The 17,551-nt window shown below is 63.9% G+C and carries 14 protein-coding genes and 1 tRNA gene; 12 read left to right on the top strand and 3 right to left on the bottom strand.

Annotated elements, in window-relative coordinates; genetic code table 11:
* Window positions 1–262 precede the first annotated feature (262 nt).
* Entirely contained in the window at window positions 263–1,279 is a 1,017-nt protein-coding gene (locus ABTV10_RS21680; protein WP_499030292.1) for a barstar family protein, read from the top strand.
* Between the two features lie 265 nt (window positions 1,280–1,544).
* Here ABTV10_RS21680 and ABTV10_RS21675 read toward each other — a convergent pair whose 3' ends face one another.
* Window positions 1,545–2,168, bottom strand: a complete 624-nt coding sequence (locus ABTV10_RS21675) for a TetR/AcrR family transcriptional regulator (RefSeq protein WP_499030290.1) — start codon at window positions 2,166–2,168, stop codon at window positions 1,545–1,547.
* A gap of 209 nt (window positions 2,169–2,377) precedes the next feature.
* On the opposite strand from ABTV10_RS21675, the gene ABTV10_RS21670 reads away from it, so the two are divergent.
* Complete coding sequence (locus ABTV10_RS21670; protein ID WP_499030288.1) at window positions 2,378–3,238, top strand: haloalkane dehalogenase; 861 nt, start codon at window positions 2,378–2,380, stop codon at window positions 3,236–3,238.
* 103 nt (window positions 3,239–3,341) lie between these two features.
* Here the strand turns inward: ABTV10_RS21670 and ABTV10_RS21665 are convergent.
* A tRNA-Gly gene (locus ABTV10_RS21665) sits at window positions 3,342–3,415 on the bottom strand.
* 139 nt (window positions 3,416–3,554) lie between these two features.
* Between ABTV10_RS21665 and dcd the strand changes: the two genes are divergently transcribed.
* The 10 genes from dcd to ABTV10_RS21615 all read left to right on the top strand — a co-directional run bounded on the left by dcd (window position 3,555) and on the right by ABTV10_RS21615 (window position 15,969).
* Window positions 3,555–4,142, top strand: coding sequence for a dCTP deaminase (gene dcd / locus ABTV10_RS21660; protein WP_433607420.1), 588 nt, complete (start codon window positions 3,555–3,557; stop codon window positions 4,140–4,142).
* Window positions 4,143–4,953: 811 nt separating this feature from the next.
* Window positions 4,954–6,414, top strand: a complete 1,461-nt coding sequence (locus ABTV10_RS21655) for a sugar transferase (protein ID WP_499030285.1) — start codon at window positions 4,954–4,956, stop codon at window positions 6,412–6,414.
* Between the two features lie 104 nt (window positions 6,415–6,518).
* A complete protein-coding gene (locus ABTV10_RS21650) occupies window positions 6,519–7,844 on the top strand; it encodes a UDP-glucose dehydrogenase family protein (RefSeq protein WP_499030283.1) in 1,326 nt (441 codons plus the stop codon).
* A 595-nt stretch (window positions 7,845–8,439) separates the two neighbouring features.
* Window positions 8,440–8,916, top strand: a complete 477-nt coding sequence (locus ABTV10_RS21645) for a glycosyltransferase (protein ID WP_499030281.1) — start codon at window positions 8,440–8,442, stop codon at window positions 8,914–8,916.
* Complete coding sequence (locus ABTV10_RS21640; protein ID WP_499030279.1) at window positions 8,852–9,961, top strand: glycosyltransferase; 1,110 nt, start codon at window positions 8,852–8,854, stop codon at window positions 9,959–9,961. Before ABTV10_RS21645 ends, ABTV10_RS21640 begins: the two co-directional genes overlap by 65 nt.
* 2 nt (window positions 9,962–9,963) lie before the next feature.
* The gene (locus ABTV10_RS21635; protein ID WP_499030277.1) at window positions 9,964–11,454 is read left to right on the top strand and encodes a lipopolysaccharide biosynthesis protein; all 1,491 of its coding nucleotides are present in this window, start codon (window positions 9,964–9,966) and stop codon (window positions 11,452–11,454) included.
* A gap of 49 nt (window positions 11,455–11,503) precedes the next feature.
* A complete protein-coding gene (locus ABTV10_RS21630) occupies window positions 11,504–12,544 on the top strand; it encodes a polysaccharide pyruvyl transferase family protein (RefSeq protein ID WP_499030274.1) in 1,041 nt (346 codons plus the stop codon).
* Entirely contained in the window at window positions 12,541–13,767 is a 1,227-nt protein-coding gene (locus ABTV10_RS21625; RefSeq protein ID WP_433607406.1) for a glycosyltransferase, read from the top strand. Before ABTV10_RS21630 ends, ABTV10_RS21625 begins: the two co-directional genes overlap by 4 nt.
* Before the next feature lie 111 nt (window positions 13,768–13,878).
* A complete protein-coding gene (locus ABTV10_RS21620) occupies window positions 13,879–15,141 on the top strand; it encodes an O-antigen ligase family protein (protein ID WP_499030271.1) in 1,263 nt (420 codons plus the stop codon).
* 39 nt (window positions 15,142–15,180) lie between these two features.
* Window positions 15,181–15,969 carry a polysaccharide pyruvyl transferase family protein gene (locus ABTV10_RS21615; RefSeq protein WP_499030269.1) on the top strand — a complete coding sequence of 263 codons (789 nt, stop codon included), beginning with the start codon at window positions 15,181–15,183 and terminating at the stop codon, window positions 15,967–15,969.
* A gap of 45 nt (window positions 15,970–16,014) precedes the next feature.
* Here the strand turns inward: ABTV10_RS21615 and ABTV10_RS21610 are convergent, their stop codons facing one another.
* Window positions 16,015–17,412, bottom strand: coding sequence for a DUF4012 domain-containing protein (locus ABTV10_RS21610; RefSeq protein ID WP_499030267.1), 1,398 nt, complete (start codon window positions 17,410–17,412; stop codon window positions 16,015–16,017).
* Window positions 17,413–17,551: the final 139 nt, after the last annotated feature.

Below are 17,551 nucleotides of genomic sequence, written 5' to 3'. Positions count from 1 at the left end.
AGAAGTCGTGCGTCGAGAGAGAGGGGTGTTTACCAATGCCGGTTCATTCTGGCCTGCATGCGGATTGGATAGGTTGACCAGTCGGTAATCACACTTAAGGTGGGCTCCCGATCACACCAATCTGGATGAGTTCCAGGTTAGTGGCGTGCAGGTTGCCCCTAGGGGCGGTTCCACCGCACAGTTGGGCGCTGAACGCATCCCGAAGTCTTGAACAGCGAGGGTGGCGGGCCCGCCGAGGTTCCGTCTTCCCGGCTAATCCCGAGTGTTCGGGTCGTCTAGTGCAGATTCTCCTCTTCCGCGTCTTGAAGACGCATCTTGGTCGGACCGACCGCTGATCTACGATTTGTGCATGTCTCGCGGTCCTGTCTTCGACCCGCTTGATCGAGAGCTCTTCGACACGCAACGGCAGCGCTTCGACTGGAGCCTGTTGCAGAACGGATCCGTGTGCAGGTACGACACCCGATTCGGGCTCGACTGTGCTTCTGGGCGACTCGATGAACTCGGCTACCTGGTCCATCGGATCGATCTGCAGCACAGCATCACCGTCACCGACGTGCACACGGCGTTGGCCGGTGCACTGTCGTTCCCCTCCTCCGATGGCAAGAACCTCGATGCCTTCAACGACCTGATGTACGACGTCGGCGAGTTTCGATACGGCAGCGACCCGGATTCCACCGGCACGGTCCTCGCCCTTGCCGGCTACGACACCCTGGTGAACCTGGACCGTCACACGGCAGATGCGCTGCTGACCATCTTCGCGGAGCATGCGCGCCTGGCGGCGCTCTTCTCGCACCCGATGTTGTGCATCGTCGAATCGACCGCCGAGGACCTCGGTCCCGTCGACGGCCGACCGATCCGAGTTGGGAGCCTCTGGGACAACCCGCCGAGTTCCTGGCCGATCACCGAGAAAGAGATCGTCGAGTTCCAGTTTGACACCACCAACGCTGACGCTGCCGCGGCAATCGAGGTCATCGGATCCACGCTCGAGGAGCGGGTTGGCGGATGGGCGAGGTGGCAGATCCTCGACCCGGTCCAACTCGATGTTGATGATTCAGCCGAGTATCTCGTAGAGCAGCAGCAAAGTTGCGATGTGGTCGTGTCGGTGGGAATACGCGGGGTGGGCGACCTCGGCGAGATCGACGAGGACATCTATCGGGCTCTGCGTCATGCCGGCCTGAGAGTGGGTTCTTCCACTGGTGCCGGCTACCCGTTCGGCGCGGAAATGGAGTGCGTCCTCGGTAAATACAGCGAGCTGCGCGATAGCTCCGACGATCAGTAACCTGCCAGCATCCGCCCACACTCTAGGCCATACGCCGCGCGACAGCATCGCGAATGCCGCCCGCCGCGAAGATCTCGTCGCACCCGCTGAACGCTTCGCGGAGAAGGGTGTTCACCAATTCCGGGCCGCGCTGAGCTGCATGCGGATTGGATAGGTTGACCGTTCGGTGATCACAACCGAGGACGACTCTTGATTACGCAGAATCTGGTTGCGTTCCTCTTTGCAGCGCGCGATCCGCAGCGTCATCCCGCGATGGCGCGACCCGTCATGTGTCCCCGGTTGGGTTGGACGGGTGGGCGACTCCCCAGAGGTAGGCGTTAAGGATCGATGCTGGGGAGGTCGGCCCGTCGATGATCGCTTGTTGGAACACCAGGGAGTCTGTGAGGGAGATCAGTTCCTCGACCCGTTCGTCGGAACTGGGAAGGCCTGCTCGGGCAAGGAACAACGCGGTCACTTCTCGGGTCATGGCGTGGACTTCGGACTGTCTCATCAGTTTCCCTCGCAGCAGGGGTGCGTCATCGAGCTCGAGAATGAGTGCGTAGCGGGCTCGCATGTCGTCGCGGCGCTCCGCAAGTGTGTCTACGAGTGCCGCGATCGCGGCCGCGAGCTCAGCGATGCTCAGTCGGTGTTCGGCCTGGGGCGTGGCGTTCAGGGAGTCTGCAAATCGCTCGGCGTCAGCAATCGCGCGTTCCGCGAGTGCGTTGACGATGAGTTCGAGTAGCGCGATCCGGGTTCTTGCATGGTGGGAGGTCGATCCCTGCGGAATCCCGGCTTCCTGGTCAACGGCTCGGTGTGTGAGCGCGCGAAGGCCGTCCCGGGCGATGATGCGGATGCCGCTGCTTGTGATGCGTTCTCGGCGCTCGTAGCGATTGGTTGCTCGCGTAGACACGCACCGATGCTACAGGTGTAGCGTGAGGGAACCTCGCCGCTACAGACGTAGCGACCGGTTGCGTGGGTTGTCGCGGAAGGGTGGGACTCGGTAACCCGGCTCGGCTATCGACCGTGCTCATATGGCGGCCATGCAGGGCGGACTGTCTGCCCGGACGCCAGGCCTGTCGCGAGGTGTGGAGAGATGATCCGACCAGGGGAGGATGCTCAATGCTGATCGATTTCGTTCCGGACGAGAAGCTGTTCCCGTTCGAATCTCGCTGGTTCGAGTCATCTGCCGGTCGGGTTCACTACATCGACGAGGGGGTTGGTCCGCCGATTCTGTTCTGCCACGGCTCCCCAACATGGAGCTTCGTCTACCGCCACATCGTGTCGGGGTTGCGCGACCGGTACCGGTGCATCGCCGCGGACTACCTGGGGTTCGGACTGTCCGAACGGCCGGCGGATTTCGGCTACCGCATCGCCGAGCACACGACGGTCCTGAGTGAGTTGATCGATCATCTGCAGCTGGACCGTTTTGTCGTGATGGGGCAGGACTGGGGTGGGCCCATCGGGCTGGGCGCAGCCATCGTGCGGGCAGATCGCGTCAGAGGGATTGTGCTGGGCAACACGGCGTTCTGGCCGATCGAGCCACTCGCCAACCGGGCATTCAGCGTGATCATGGGCAGCCGTCCGATGCAACGCCGCATACTCGGGGAGAATCTCCTTGTGGAGCGGTTCTTGGTCGGGGAGCTGGGCAGCAAGCTCACCAAGGCGGAGGCCGACCACTACCGCATGGTCCAACCCACAGCAGAAGCGCGACGTGCCCTCGCGGTGACGCCCAGGGAAATTCGTGCGGCACGCCCGCTGTTGGACCACCTCTCCCGAGAGGTTCCTGCTCTACTGGGGCGCAAGCCGACTCTCGCGGTGTGGGGGATGCGGGACGTGGTGTTCCGCCCGAAATCGTGTATCCCACGGATACGTGACGTATTCACCGATCTCGACGTCGTCGAGCTGCCCCATGCGCGGCACTTCATCCAGGAACACGCCCCTGAAGAGATCGTCTCGGCAATCACGAAGCGGTTCCCATGAGACAGGCTGAGGGAGAAGAGACTGCGAGAGACAGTGGGTGGCGCAGAGAGGACGACTGGACTGGATGGATGGGAACAAGAGGACCAGACCGTGGGTGGAGGAATGGAGCCGATGACGGGAATCGAACCCGCGTATTCAGCTTGGGAAGCTGATGTTCTACCATTGAACTACATCGGCATACAGGGCTTGGCCCTGCAAGCGGCAACTGTAGCAGAAGTCGTTGAGTGTGTGTTCGAGGCCGACCGGAGTCCGTGTCGCAGCCGGTAAAATCCGAGGTCCGCGCGGGTCACAATGACGGCACCGGTAACCTCTTGCTGTGCTGCTCTCAGATCGTGACATCCGTGCCGAGATTTCTTCCGGACGACTGGGCATCGACCCGTTCGATTCCGAGATGGTGCAGCCGTCCAGCGTGGATGTTCGACTCGACAGTCTGTTCCGTGTCTTCGACAACACCAAGTACACCCACATCGACCCGGCGCTGCGGCAGGACGAGCTGACGTCGTTGGTCGAGCCGGTGCCGGGGGAGCCGTTCGTGCTCCATCCGGGGGAGTTCGTCCTCGGATCCACGCTCGAGGTGTGCACCCTGCCCGACGACCTGGCCGGCCGACTAGAAGGCAAGTCGAGCCTCGGCCGTCTCGGCCTTCTGACGCACTCGACCGCAGGCTTCATCGATCCGGGCTTCAGCGGCCACATCACCCTCGAGCTGTCGAATGTCGCGAACCTGCCCATCACGCTGTGGCCGGGCATGAAGATCGGCCAGTTGTGCCTTCTGCGTCTCACCAGTGCGGCGGAGAATCCGTACGGCAGTTCAGCGGTCGGTTCGAAGTACCAGGGACAGCGCGGCCCGACGCCGTCGCGGGCGTACCTCAACTTCGCGACGCACCCGAGCACCCAGGCGCACTGACCGTCGGGTGACGGTCCATGTCGGTCCCGCGCGGCCGGCTGATTGAAGATTCACATAATCCCAGCTAGCGGCAACGCGAGCGCCATGAGATGTGTTTTGTCTCACATTGACATGTGGCGCCGTTTGCGCATTCCGCCCGGTTCTGTGCATCGATTCAGGTAGCGGTATTCGCCCCTTTCGCGCCGGTCGCTGCGGTGGTGGCGGGCGGCGTGACGTCCTGTCGGCGCCGATATCCCGAGGGGATCGCCACGCGGCGCCCGTGGTCTCTGCAGGTCGATTCGGTTACCGGAGAGTAGTACTGCCGTACCGATAGTCGTTAAAGGGTCACTCTCCCCGTTATTTTCGGGTAGGGACTTTGGTCCCGCGGGGTGATCGTTGTGGACGTTCGTCCATATCTCGGGGCGGTCGAATCGGACGAACGCCCAACTCCTTCGGCCGTTCGTTTCAACTTTTGGCGGGCATTGGCCCGTGCTAGAACGATTCCGTACAGCGGAGGACGTCACGCGGTTTCGACGTCCGAAGCGCATCTACCTCAGGGGTGATCGAAAGCTTTGCGGGATGGAGGATCCCGCCGGAGCGAACGCGAACCCCAGCCGGTGTCGTCGCCTTCGTGCGCCGGGCCGGGGGGATTGGGGTAGGTGACACGGACGTCAGTCCGCTCTCGGAGCGCTGCCGTCCGGGCTCGACAGCAGATCGACCCGTCGGGGGTCATGTCATGTGAATGGTCGATGGAGGTGAAGGCGTGACGGCTTCGCGTTACCTGGAAACAGGTGCGGAAGTGGAGGAAGATGGGCTATCTCCGCTTCGCCTGGTGAATGAAGCTTCTCTGCAACAGAATTCGCGCAGTCTCTGGCAGCACTGCTATGTGAGCCGACTGCGGATCGTCGATACCGTGATCGTGGGGGCTGCGGTGGCTACCGCACAGGTCGCCCGGTTCGGTACGACACCGGAGGCCGTTACGGCCGGTATCTCCGGCTTGAGCTACACGATGACGTCGGTCGCATTGGCCGGCCTGTGGCTTGCCATGCTGGCCATTCACCGCACGCGTTCGACGCGCGTCATCGGTGCCGGTGCCGAGGAGTACCGCCGCATCGTGACCGCGACGTTCCAGTTGTTCGGGCTCATCGCAATTCTCAGCCTGCTCGTCCGCGCAGACCTTGCGCGGGGATACCTCGCGATCGCGTTTCCGCTCGGTCTCGCCGGACTACTCGGCGGTCGGTGGGTGATGCGCAAGGTCGTCACGCGGCGGCGGGCGAAGGGCGACTGCCACACGTCCGTGCTCGTGGTCGGCAGCCCTCAGTCGGTGCTCACGATGACCCGCAACTTCGAGCGCGACTCGGCGTCCGGCTACCGCGTCGTCGGTGTCTGCATGCCGGGCTACGGCTACCGCGAGGACGAGCACCTCGTGGTCGACGGACGCGAGATCCCCGTTCTCGGAAACGAGTACGACGTGATCCGCGCGCTGGGCGCCTGCGGCGCGGACACGGTGGTGGTCACCGCCACGGAGCAACTTGGCCACGACGGAATTCGTTCTCTCGTATGGGATCTCGAACCGCACAACGTCGATCTCGTCGTCGCGCCGGGTGTCGTCGACGTCGCCGGCCCGCGTCTCGTCATGCGTCCGGTGGCCGGATTCCCGCTCATTCATGTCGAAAAGCCCCGCTACCACGGTGCGAAGCGCTTCGGGAAGACCGCCTTCGACACGTGCTTCTCGCTGGCCGCGTTGATCCTCGTCTCCCCGGTTATGCTCGCGGCCGCGATCGCCGTCAAGACGACCAGCAGGGGACCGATCCTCTACAAGTCGGAACGAATCGGGATCAACGGCAGGCCGTTCCCGATGCTCAAGTTCCGCACCATGGTCGACGGCGCCGACAAGCAGGTCGCCGCTCTGCTCGGCCAGAACGAAGGCGCCGGCGTCCTGTTCAAGATGAAGGACGACCCCCGCATCACCCCGGTCGGAAAGTTCCTGCGCAAGTACAGCCTCGACGAGCTGCCGCAGTTCGTCAACGTCCTGCGCCGCGAGATGAGTGTGGTCGGACCGCGTCCGCCGCTGCGCCGCGAGGTGGAGGCCTACGACGGTACCGTCCGGCGACGCATGCTCGTCAAGCCCGGTCTCACCGGTCTCTGGCAGGTCAGCGGCCGCAGCGACCTTTCGTGGGACGAGACTGTGCGACTTGACCTTTCGTACGTCGAAAACTGGTCGATGATGCAGGACATCCTCATCGTCGGCAAGACCGTCCGCGCCGTCACCGCCGGCAGCGGAGCGTACTGACCGTCGCGCCCGGCGACGGCTACCCCGATCCATACGACAAGTGACAACTGCACCCCACGGTGCAGGAGTTCGTCGACCCCGAATTTCGAAGATGAGGCAGATCAATGAGTGCATCCGTTGCGGTGTTCGGTACCGGATACCTGGGCGCGACACACGCCGCGTGCATGGCGGAGCTCGGCCACCAGGTTCTGGGCGTGGACGTCGATGAGTCGAAGCTCGCCAAGCTCGCGGCCGGTGAGGTTCCGTTCTACGAACCCGGCCTCGACGAGGTCCTCCAGCGCAACATCGCCGCGGGCCGGCTTCGCTTCACGTCGTCCTACGAGGAGGCCGCGGAGTTCGCGGATATCCACTTCATCGGTGTCGGAACCCCCCAGAAGAAGGGCGAGTTCGCCGCGGACCTGACGTATGTCGACGCGGTGATCGACCGGCTCGCACCACTTCTCACCCGGCCGGCCGTGATCTTCGGCAAGTCGACCGTTCCGGTGGGCACCGCCGAGCGGCTGGGCGCGCGGGCGCGAGCACTCGCTCCGGCCGGTGACGACGTCGAGGTGGCCTGGAACCCGGAGTTCCTCAGGGAGGGCTTCGCCGTCCAGGACACCTTGCACCCGGATCGGCTCGTGCTCGGCGTGGATCGGGATCGCCCGGGGCGTGCCGAGGAGGTGGCCCGTGAGGTGTATGCGCGCCTCCTGGAAGAGGAGATCCCGTTCCTCGTGACCGACCTTGCTACGGCGGAGCTCGTGAAGACCTCTGCGAACGCGTTTCTGGCCACGAAGATTTCGTTCATCAACGCGATGGCGGAGGTCTGCGAGGCAGCGGGTGCGGATGTCACCACGCTGGCAGACGCGATCGGGCACGACGCCCGGATCGGTCGTCGGTTCCTCAACGCGGGCGTCGGATTCGGAGGCGGCTGCCTGCCGAAGGACATCCGTGCCTTCATGGCCCGTGCCGGTGAACTGGGCGCCGATCAGGCGCTGACGTTCCTGCGCGAAGTGGATGCAATCAACATGCGCCGCCGCACCCGCATGGTCGAGATGGCTCGCGAAGCCTGCGGGGGAACACTTCTCGGTACCCGTGTCGCGGTGCTCGGTGCCGCTTTCAAGCCCGAGTCGGACGACGTGCGCGATTCACCGGCACTCAACGTCGCCGGACAGATCCAGCTCCAGGGCGCGACCGTCACCGTGTACGACCCCAAGGCGATGGACAACTCCCGGCGGCTCTTCCCGACACTCGGTTACGCGACCAGCGTGGCAGAGGCGGTCGAAGGCGCCGACGTCGTACTGGTCCTGACGGAGTGGCGCGAATTCCGGGACATGCGGCCGGCTCGCATCAACGATGCGGTTCGACAGCGGAAGATCATCGACGGCCGCAACTGCCTCGATCCGGTGGCCTGGCGGAGTGCGGGTTGGGTCTATCGCGGGATGGGTCGATGAGGGCGTTCCGCGGGACCGTTGAGGTGTGCCGTGAAATGCCCATGGTAGGGGTCACGGGATGAGCCGAGAACCCTCGTTCCGCGACCTCGTTCCTTCCGGAGCGCGGGTGTTGTGGGTTGCGTCCTCTGGAGGACATCTCAACGAACTCACCAGAATCGCTCGCGCAACGTCAGCTGACGAGCGGTCCGAGTGGGTCACCTTCGACACCCCGCAGACCCGTGGCGCACTGCAGGGCCAGCGTTGTCACTTCGTCGACTACATCGCGCCGCGCGACGTCAAACGGGCTGTCAAGGCGGGGTCGTGGGCGATCCGGCACCTCCGTCGCGAGAAGTACGATGTTTGCATCAGTACGGGAGCAGCCCTTGCTGTTTCGGTTCTCCCCGTAGCGGCCGCGCACGGATGCGAGGCGCTCTACGTCGAGAGCATCTCACGGGTCGAGGGTCCCTCGTTGACCGGCCGGATGCTGAGGGCGACTCCTGGCGTGCGGACCTACACACAGCACGCCGGCTGGTCCTCACCCAGCTGGCGCTGGTCGGGTTCGATCCTCGACGGCTGGGTTGCCAAGCCGCGGGAGCGCGCGGACCGCCCTCGCAGGGTGTTCGTCACCCTCGGCACGATTCAACCGTACAGATTCGATCGTGCCGTCGATGCCGTCCTCGCGGTGATCGAACAGGGCGACGAGGTGGTGTGGCAGGTGGGTAGCACGGATAGAGCCGATCTTCCTGGAACGGTTCTCCGCGAGGTTTCTCAGAGCGAATTCCGCAGGCTCTCCACCGAATCGGACGTCACGGTCACGCACGCCGGTGTCGGCAGCATCCTCGAGCTGCTCGACCTGGGGCTCCTTCCGGTGCTTGCCGTGCGCAGCAGTGGATTCGACGAACACGTGGACGACCACCAACGGCAAATCGCAGACGAAATGGTCAGGAGGGGACTGGCTTTCGAGCTCGATCTGGACAGACCTTCCGGGGAGACTCTCGAGCGAGCCTGCTCCTTCGAGGTCCTTTCCGTTGACGGCGAAGATCATCGCCGTCCCGGTACATCTGCCGGCCACAACACCTTCCGCGGAGAATGAGATCACGATGACATCAGTTGAAGAGCGGCCTCGCATCACCGTGCTGCATTCGCTGGGAAAGCCCGACGGAACCACCCGATACGTCGATCACATGATCGACAGCGCTCCGGCGGAGCTGCAGGTCGAGACCTTGTCGTGGGCACATGCGCTTACCGGGCGGTACGACGTCTTCCACATCCACTGGCCGGAGAACCTCATCCGTGGAAAGAGCCGCGTGTCGGGAATTGTGAAGAAGGCAATGTTCGTAACCTTGCTCGGCAGGCTCCGACTGAGTCGACGACCCATTGTGCGGACGGTCCACAACGTTGCACCCCATGAAGAAGGCAGTGTCGTCGAGCGGTCCCTGCTGAAGCTGTGCGACCGGGCGACCACCCACTTCATCCGACTCAACGTGACCACGGAACTGCCGGCAGAAAAGGCTGGCAGCACGATTCTCCACGGACACTACCGGGATCGCCCGGAGTACCAGTGCTCGATCGAATCCGATCCGACACGGCTCCTCTACTTCGGGTTGATCCGCCCGTACAAGGGAATAGAGGATCTACTACCGGCATTCGCGGCGCTTCGGTCCGAAACGTTGACGCTCCGAATTGTCGGGAAGCCACAGGACGAGAAGCTGGCGGCAGACGTTCTCGCGGCGTGCGAGCGATCAGAATCCGTGACATGCAAATTGGCGTTCGTTCCCGATGCGGAACTCGCTGCAGAGATCGCACGCGCTTCGATGGTCGTGCTTCCCTACCGAGAGATGCACAACTCGGGCGCGGCGATTCTCGCGCTGTCCATGGACCGACCCGTACTGGTTCCCGCAACCCAGGCGAATCGCGCGCTTCAGGAAGAGGTCGGGAAGGACTGGGTTCATCTGTACGAGGGTTCGGTCATCACTGCCGAGGCAATCTCCGACGCCGTCGACCGTGTCGCGAATGACGCGCGTACGGCGCGCCCGGACCTCTCTCAGAGGGACTGGGATCGGATCGGCGAACGCCACTATCAGTTGTATGCTTCGTTGCTCGACCCGGCACCCACTCGTGTCCGTGAGACGGCTTGACCGTGTCTGTTCGAGCAGCATCCGAGCCGGCCGCGCCGCTCGGAACCGTCGCGGCACGAGGCGCCGCCGTGACGATGGTCGGCCAGGTTGCCAAGTTCGCGATCCAGTTCGGTGGAATCGCGATTCTGGCGCGGCTCTTGGACCCCGAGTCCTTCGGATTGGTCGCGATGGTCACAGCGGTGGTCGGCGTCGGTGAGGTTCTGCGCGACTTCGGCTTGTCGTCGGCGGCGGTTCAGGCAAAGTCCCTGACGAACGGACAGCGGAGCAATCTGTTCTGGATCAACACCTCGATCGGCGGCTTCCTGGCACTCGTGGTGCTGTGTTGTGCTCCACTGATCGCCTCGTTGTACGACGAGCCGCGCGTACGTGAGGTCGCGAGCCTTCTGGCCGTGACCTTCCTGATCAATGGTCTCTCCACCCAGTTCCGCGCCCATCTGACGCGGCAGATGAGATTTGGCAAGCTCGCCATCGCGGACGTGACGGCGCAGTCCGGCGGACTGCTCATCGGCATTGCGTTGGCTGTAGCAGGCTTCGGGTATTGGGCGATCGTCTGGCAGCAGATCGCGCAGGCGCTCCTCACGCTGCTGTTGACAGTGGTCTTCTGCCGGTGGTTGCCCGGGCTACCGACGCGGGCAGCGGATATGCGCGGGCTCCTGTCTTTCGGTTGGAACTTGATGGGCACCCAGCTGCTGCAGTACCTGAGCAAGAACATCGACTCCGTCCTCGTCGGCAACCGGTTCGGGGCCACCTCACTCGGGTACTACAACCGCGCGACTCAAGTCGTGAACGGCCCCCTGAACCAACTCAACGTCCCCGCTACCACCGTTGCGATCCCGGTTCTCTCGAGGCTGCAAGACGACAGGCCCCGATACGACAGGTTCATCATTCGCGGCCAGACCGCGCTCATGACTGTGGTAGTCGCCGGCTTCTTGTTCCTGGCCAGCCAGGCGGAGCCGTTCGTGGAGGTACTGCTCGGAGCCGGGTGGACGCAGTCCGCCGATCTCTTCCGGCTCATCGCGATCGGCGCGGCGTTCCAGGGCGCAGGCTACGCGACATACTGGGTCTTCCTTTCGAAAGGCCTGACGCCGTCGATGCTGCGGTACGCGATCGTTGCACGTACGCTGTCCATTTCGCTGTTGGTTGTCGGGTCCTTCTTCGGTGTGATCGGCGTGGCCGCGGGGTTCGCTCTGGGCGTGGCGTTGACGTGGCCCCTGGGACTCGCGTGGATCTCCCGGATATCGAACGCGCCCGTGAAGCTCATGTTCGTCAACGGCGCGAGAACGCTGCTCGTCTACGCGGTCTGTGCGCTGTGCGGGTTCTTCGTGACCGAACGCATCGGCGGTACTGCACTGCTCCACATCGGACTCGGCGCGTTGACCATGGTTCTGTGTGCCGGGATCGTGGCGGCGATCGTCCCGAGCTACCGTGCCGATCTCCGCTCGCTGGGAGGCATTGTGGCGCTGCTCCGTTCGCGTGGGGGGCGACCCGCGTGAATCATGTCGTTCGGATGTGGTCCCAGACCATACGAGAGGTGTTCTTGAAGTGATCTTCTATTGGTGTGCGGGCCAGGACGACAACATCGGTGATGTCATCCTCCGCCGGCGGATGTTGCGAGCCGTCCAGGACACGGGGCGTGTTTGCCATGTCTACGTCGGACGGGCGACGCCGGGATTCGTCGAAGGGCTATCGCTCCGACGCGACGACGTCGTCTACAGGAACTTTCTCTGGTTCGTGATGGTCGCGCTGCTCGCGAGTCTGCGTAGGGAATGGCTGTTCGCATTCAATCCCGGTGAGATCCGCTGTACTCGGCGACAGGGGATCATGCACGCGATCCTGATCCCGATGATGGTGGTCTCTCATCTGCGGGGTCGGCGGTGCGTGCGCCTGGGTGTAGGCGTCCACGAGTACGAATCGATGTGGAAACTGCCGATCCTCGTCACCGTGTGGCTCTCCAAGGAAAACGTCTGGCGCGACCGCGAATCGCGCGATCGGTTCGGCGTCGGCGCGGTGGCGCCGGACTGGGCCTTCGACGAGGGTGCGGAGTCGGGCGAGTCCGTAGACGTTCCGAGGCGTTGGCTGGCGATCTCGCTTCGATCCGACGGCCCGGAGCCAAGTGCCGAGTGGTTCTCCTCGATGCAGCAGATCAGCTCGGCGAAGGGCCTCGAGCCGATCGTGGTGGTGCAGGTTCGAAGGGACTCGCCGAGGGCGCGGGCAATCGCGGAACGGTTGCACTGCGGCGTCGTCGACTGGACCGAGGAAACACATCATGTTCAGGAGCGGCGGTTGCGAGACGTATATCGCCAGTCGGAGGCGGTGGTCAGCGACCGACTGCACGTCCTGATCATGGCGCTGACCGAAGGCGTGATACCGCTCGGTCTCATGGAGCACGAAGACACCAAGATCGGTCGTCATTTCCGAGCAGCGGGATTCGAGACCGTCAGCTGGGACGTCTCCGGTTGGACATCTGAGGAGATCGCGCAACAAGGACTGAGGATCCTCGACGATCGGCGAAGTGTAGAAACAGCGAGCCGGCTTGCGCGAGCCCGAGTAGACGCCATGGACATGATTGTGGGAGCGAAATGAACACTGCTGCGGCATACCGGACCCGGACGGATTCGACGCCGGAAGCCGCGTCGGATAACCGGCGCGTGGACTACCTGGTGGGTGGGTTCCGTATCTCTCTGGACCCCTCCACGGATACTCCCGGTCCGCGTACTCACATAGTGAACTTCCTTCGCGGTCTGGATCAGAACGGCGTGCAGTCGAAGCTCTTTCTCGCATCGTCCTTCCCGTTCATGGGAAGGTTCGCTGCGATCAGGCAGACCGACTACGCGGACGTGAGCAATGCACGAGTCTGGCTCGCGGACATCGTCCGTGTTGTAGCGGCGCTATGGTGCGGATTGAACGTCTTCGTACGCTCGGCGGCATCCCCGAAACCTGCGATGATCTACGAGCGACTGGCCGTTCTGCAGTCGCTGTCCAGTTTTCACTTCTGGAAGGGCCGGGCGTTCCGGGTCGTGGAAGCGAACGGGATCCTCTCTCGTGAGACTGCCCAGGACCGGAATGTGCTGAAATCCGAGCGCTTGGCTGCGTACCTCGAGCGTAGGGTGCTTCGCCGAGCCGACCTGGTGGTCGCCGTCAGCGCGCGACTGAAGGACGAACTCGTCACATTCGCATCGCTCGATCCGGACAAGATCATGGTCGTTCCGAACGGCGTACCCGATCAACTTCTCGACTACGACCGGAAGCCCCACACGGTTCGGGTGGCCGGCTTCGTCGGTTCAGTCGTGAAATGGCACGGCCTCGATCGGATCATCGAGGAGGTCGCCGAGGTGTCACGCAAAAGTGACGTCGCGCTCGCCTTCGAGGTCATCGGCGATGGAGCCGAACTCGCGTCGTTGCGCGCACTGGTCGACGAGCAGGGCCTGGAAGAGGTTGTCCGTCTGCGGGGGCGGATGGCGCAAGAGGACGCCTTCGAGCTCATGGCCGGATGGGACATCGGGATTGCGAGCCATCAGAAGTCGTCGAGTGATTCGATGTACCACAGCCCTTTGAAGTTGTACGAGTACGCCGCGCTCGGGCTCAGTATTCTCTGCACGGACTCGAATGACGCGCGCGCGCTCGCGTCGGCTGGAGCGGACGTCCGGCTGTTCGAGGACGCGACGCAATTCGCGGAACAGCTGCAGCGGATGCTGGTGGAACCTCCGCGCTCCGCCGAAGAGATCGAGGCCAGTCGTTCTGCCGTGCTCGCGGCGCACTCGTGGCGCAGTAGGGCGGCGGGTGTCCTCCGCCGAGCAGGCATGTGAGCACAGGTCGAGGGGCTGTCCAAGTTGACTGTCATTGCGCCGCCGCGGATCGAAGCGGCAATGGTGAACGGCTCCGCTCGTCACCGATCGCACCAGGGCGTGGCGGTAGCGGTGGGTGCACTGCTCGGACTCGCCGCCGCCGTTCCGGGTGTCGTCTCGTTCATTCCTGCGTTCGGGATACGTCCGTGGCACATCCTCGTATGTGGCGCATTGGCTCTGGCTCTCGCCTCGACGCCGGGCACGGTCCTCCGAAGAGTGAAGATCACGGCGCTCGACGTCGCGGTCGTGCTGTATGCATGCGCATACGTTCTCGTCGAGTACTCGAATTCGACCGAGTTGGGCTTTCGCCTCGATCTGGTTGCGGCGCTGAGCCCGTTCTTCTTCCTGATCGGGTTCTACGCGGCGCGCATCGCGGTCGACGGTGTCGAGAGTGCCCGGTGGCTCCTGACCGGGTTCGCTGCGCCGGCGGTTCCCGCTGCCGTCGTGGCGGTTCTCCAGCTCGGATCGCCCGCCTTCTCGGCTGTGGTGCTCCGCATTGCGCCCGGTCCGGGGCTTGAGGCCCGACTGGCGGACGGGCGCTTGATCCGTGCTACCGGATTGGTCGGACATTGGACGGGCTCGGGGTTCTATTTCTGTACGGCGCTGGCCGCGGCCTGTACTGCACTGGTCCTCTGCAAGCGGCAAGGATTCCGCGTCCCGCCGGTCACGATGATCTCGCTTGTGGCCGCTGTCTTCGGCGCAGTCTCGTCACTGACGATCACCGTCGTCCTCACTGCCCTCGTCGTGGTGATCATGACGCTCGTCGTGGTGGGAGTCCGCGCGGGGCGTATTGCGGCGTTGTTAGGACTGGTTGCCGTGGTGTACTTCCAGTTCGGCGACTACTTGTCGGAGCGGCTCGAGCAGCAAACCGCTCACCGCTCGGAATATGTGCCCGCATGGGTTCCGAACACGATTGCCTACCGATGGAAGATCTGGACCGAGCAGACGATTCCCATGATCCGCGAGCGCCCGTGGAGCGGATGGGGAACCAATGTCTACAACAGTGCGGACCGTCCGCGCCAGCTTGTCTGGGGCTCAGCCGAATCCCAGTGGTTCGGCGGTGCGATCTCCTCCGGGATCGTCGTGACGGCCATGCTGGCTGCCACGCTGTTGGCCGCCCTGATACTGGTGGCACGCGGTTCCACCAAGGAGAGCGGTCGATGGAAGCTACCGATGGTGGGACTGCTCGTTTCAGTACTACTGGCGTCGTTCACGGTTCCGCTGTTCACCAATCGGGGACTCCCGATCGGCGTCTGGGTTCTGTTCGGAGTCGTCCTTGCAGTGGACGCAGCTCTGTCCCGCGACATCGAGGACGTCGAGTCGGGTGAGCGATGAATCACGCCGAGACACAATAGCTTGCAGGAAGGAACACTGGTGGCCATCGACATCGTCCACTGGAATCCGCGGAAGCCGCGAGTTCGCGGTCCGCTGGGCCGGCTGCTTCCGAAACATCCACCCGTCAACAACTTCGGCGACCTGCTGGGCCCGCCGATCGTTCGCGAGATGCTTCGCCGCAGAGGTTTGGACTACGAACAGGACGCCTCCGAGGGTCGATTGGTGGCGGTCGGCTCGATCATGCGGATGGCGCGCGACGGTGACGTGGTGTGGGGGACCGGCGTCAACGGCAAGAGCACATCGCTCCCGCATCAGTTCTCGCAACTCGACGTTCGTGCCGTACGTGGTCCGCTCACCGCACAATTCTTGAGAGAGAAGGGCATAGAGGTCCCCGAAGTCTATGGTGATCCAGGTTTGCTCGTCGGTTGGCTTTGGCCCCGAGAGACATTCGAGGGAAGAATGGAGCGGAGCGCGCTCACGGTCATCCCGAATCTGCACGACGTGGAGCGATACAGAGAGCATCCCGGCTTCTGGCACCCGTGCAGTCCGTTGACGGAAACCATAGCGAGAATCGCCACCAGTGACTTCGTGGTCGGTAGCTCGCTGCATGCCGTGGTGCTCGCCGACTCGTTCGGGGTGGGGAGCAGGCTGATCCGGTCGGATCACGAGCCGCCGTTCAAATACGAGGACTACTATCGCGGCAGCGGCCGAGGGAGCTTCGAGGCTGCCTCCGGCATCGACGAGGCCATCGAGATGGGAAGTGAAGTGCCACCGGAGTGGTCGCCCGAGGATCTGGTCCGGGCGTTTCCGTGGGATCTCTGGTCATAAGCGAGTCCCCTTCGCCGCGCCGAGCGGCGAAGGGGACTCCGTGGGTCAGCAAGTGGGCACGTGTGTTTCGACGCTCGGACTGTCCACCAGCGGCTGAATCGGCACCACCGGAGCGCCCGACGCGGTCGGCTCGGTGAGCTGATAGACGACCTCGACGGTCTTTCCCTGCGGGATCGGGAACTGGAGATCGAAGACCGGATGCCCGAGTTCGGAACCCGTGAAGGCGAAACCGGGCTTGCCGTCGACGGTGACCTTGTCGAGCTTCGCGCCCCGGGTGGAGACGAGCGACAGATTGGTGAGGTTGGTGCCGACGGGAGCGCCCATCGGATTGTCGAACATGCCCGCGACATAGTTCGTGTAGTCGCCGGGCGGAAGCGTGTTCGTCAGGCGCACCTTGACGGTGGCGGCGCGGGTGTCGGCCGCACACGAGCCGGCCGTGTACTCGATCTCGCGGCGCAGGTAGTAGTCGAGCTTGTTGCCGCCGAGGTTGTTCACCACGACACCGGCGTAGGGGGCCCCGTCGTCCGGAACTGTGTGTCCGAGTGGGGTTCCGGCCAGAATGGACTGTTCGTCAGGTCGCGAGCTCCAGACCGCGATCCGCCCCTCGCCGGCAGCCCGGCCGAGTGCCTCCAGGAGCGCCTGCGGGTGCGAGATCCTGCCGGTCATCTTCTCGACCACCTTGGCCGCGACGGCCTGGAGGTAGTGCTTGCGCGCGGTGTTGTCGGTGCCGAAGCGGGAGTACGCCGTCGACTCGGTCAGTTCGACCACATTGTCCGCGGTGATCTTCTCGCCGTCCGGCATTGTCACGGGGCCGACCACCTCGAGGACGTAGCTGAGCGCGACGGGGTCGGTCGCGATGGCGCCGTCCACCGGCGTACCCGATTCCTGGCCCCACATCGAGCGCCAGATCTGCGCTGCGTACGGGAAGTGCGAACTGACATTGCTGTTGCGGAAATCGGTTGTCGGACGACTGTGCCCGTAGTGCTTGTCGAAGTCCGGTCCGAGATCGATAGGGGTGAACCCCGTCAGACTCAGTTCCTTGTTGCTGGCGAGTTCGTCCACGCGGACGGCACCATCGGTGGCACGCAGTTCGCCGAAACCGCCGAGCAGCCCGCCGGTTCCGCGTGCCTCCGCGTTCGTCTGGAAGCCGATGAAGTAGGAGCGGGGGCCATCGGCGCCGAGCATTTCGGGCACGATCTCGGCGGCGGTCGAGATGTTGCCGAGCATCTTCGACAGCTCGGATGTCTGCTGCCCGAGTTGTGTACGTGCATTGTCGACCGGGCCGAGAAACGACTCGTCGATCGTGGCCGCCTGCATCGCCCATGCCTGTGCCGCGGACGCTGCGTCCGCGAGCGTTGGGGATGCGTCTCGGAGGGCCTGGAGATTGACCCGCGCGCCGTCGAGGATCAGGTGTTGTGGTGCGACCGCGGATCCCGCGCTCACGGCCGAGGGTAGGACCTCCGACGTGAGTCCCTCGACTACGGCTGCGATCTGACGGGTCGTGTGAAACGGGTCACCCAAGCCGGGAAGGGCTGCGGCGGCACGCCAACCGAGCGATTCGGTGCGTTCCCGAGCGAGTCCG

Source organism: Paraburkholderia sp. RHO2, assembly GCF_050955445.1.
In the GTDB taxonomy this organism is placed as follows: domain Bacteria; phylum Actinomycetota; class Actinomycetes; order Mycobacteriales; family Mycobacteriaceae; genus Prescottella; species Prescottella agglutinans_A.
The sequence above is the reverse complement of the archived record's forward strand: the minus strand, read 5'-3'. Positions and strand labels throughout refer to the sequence as shown.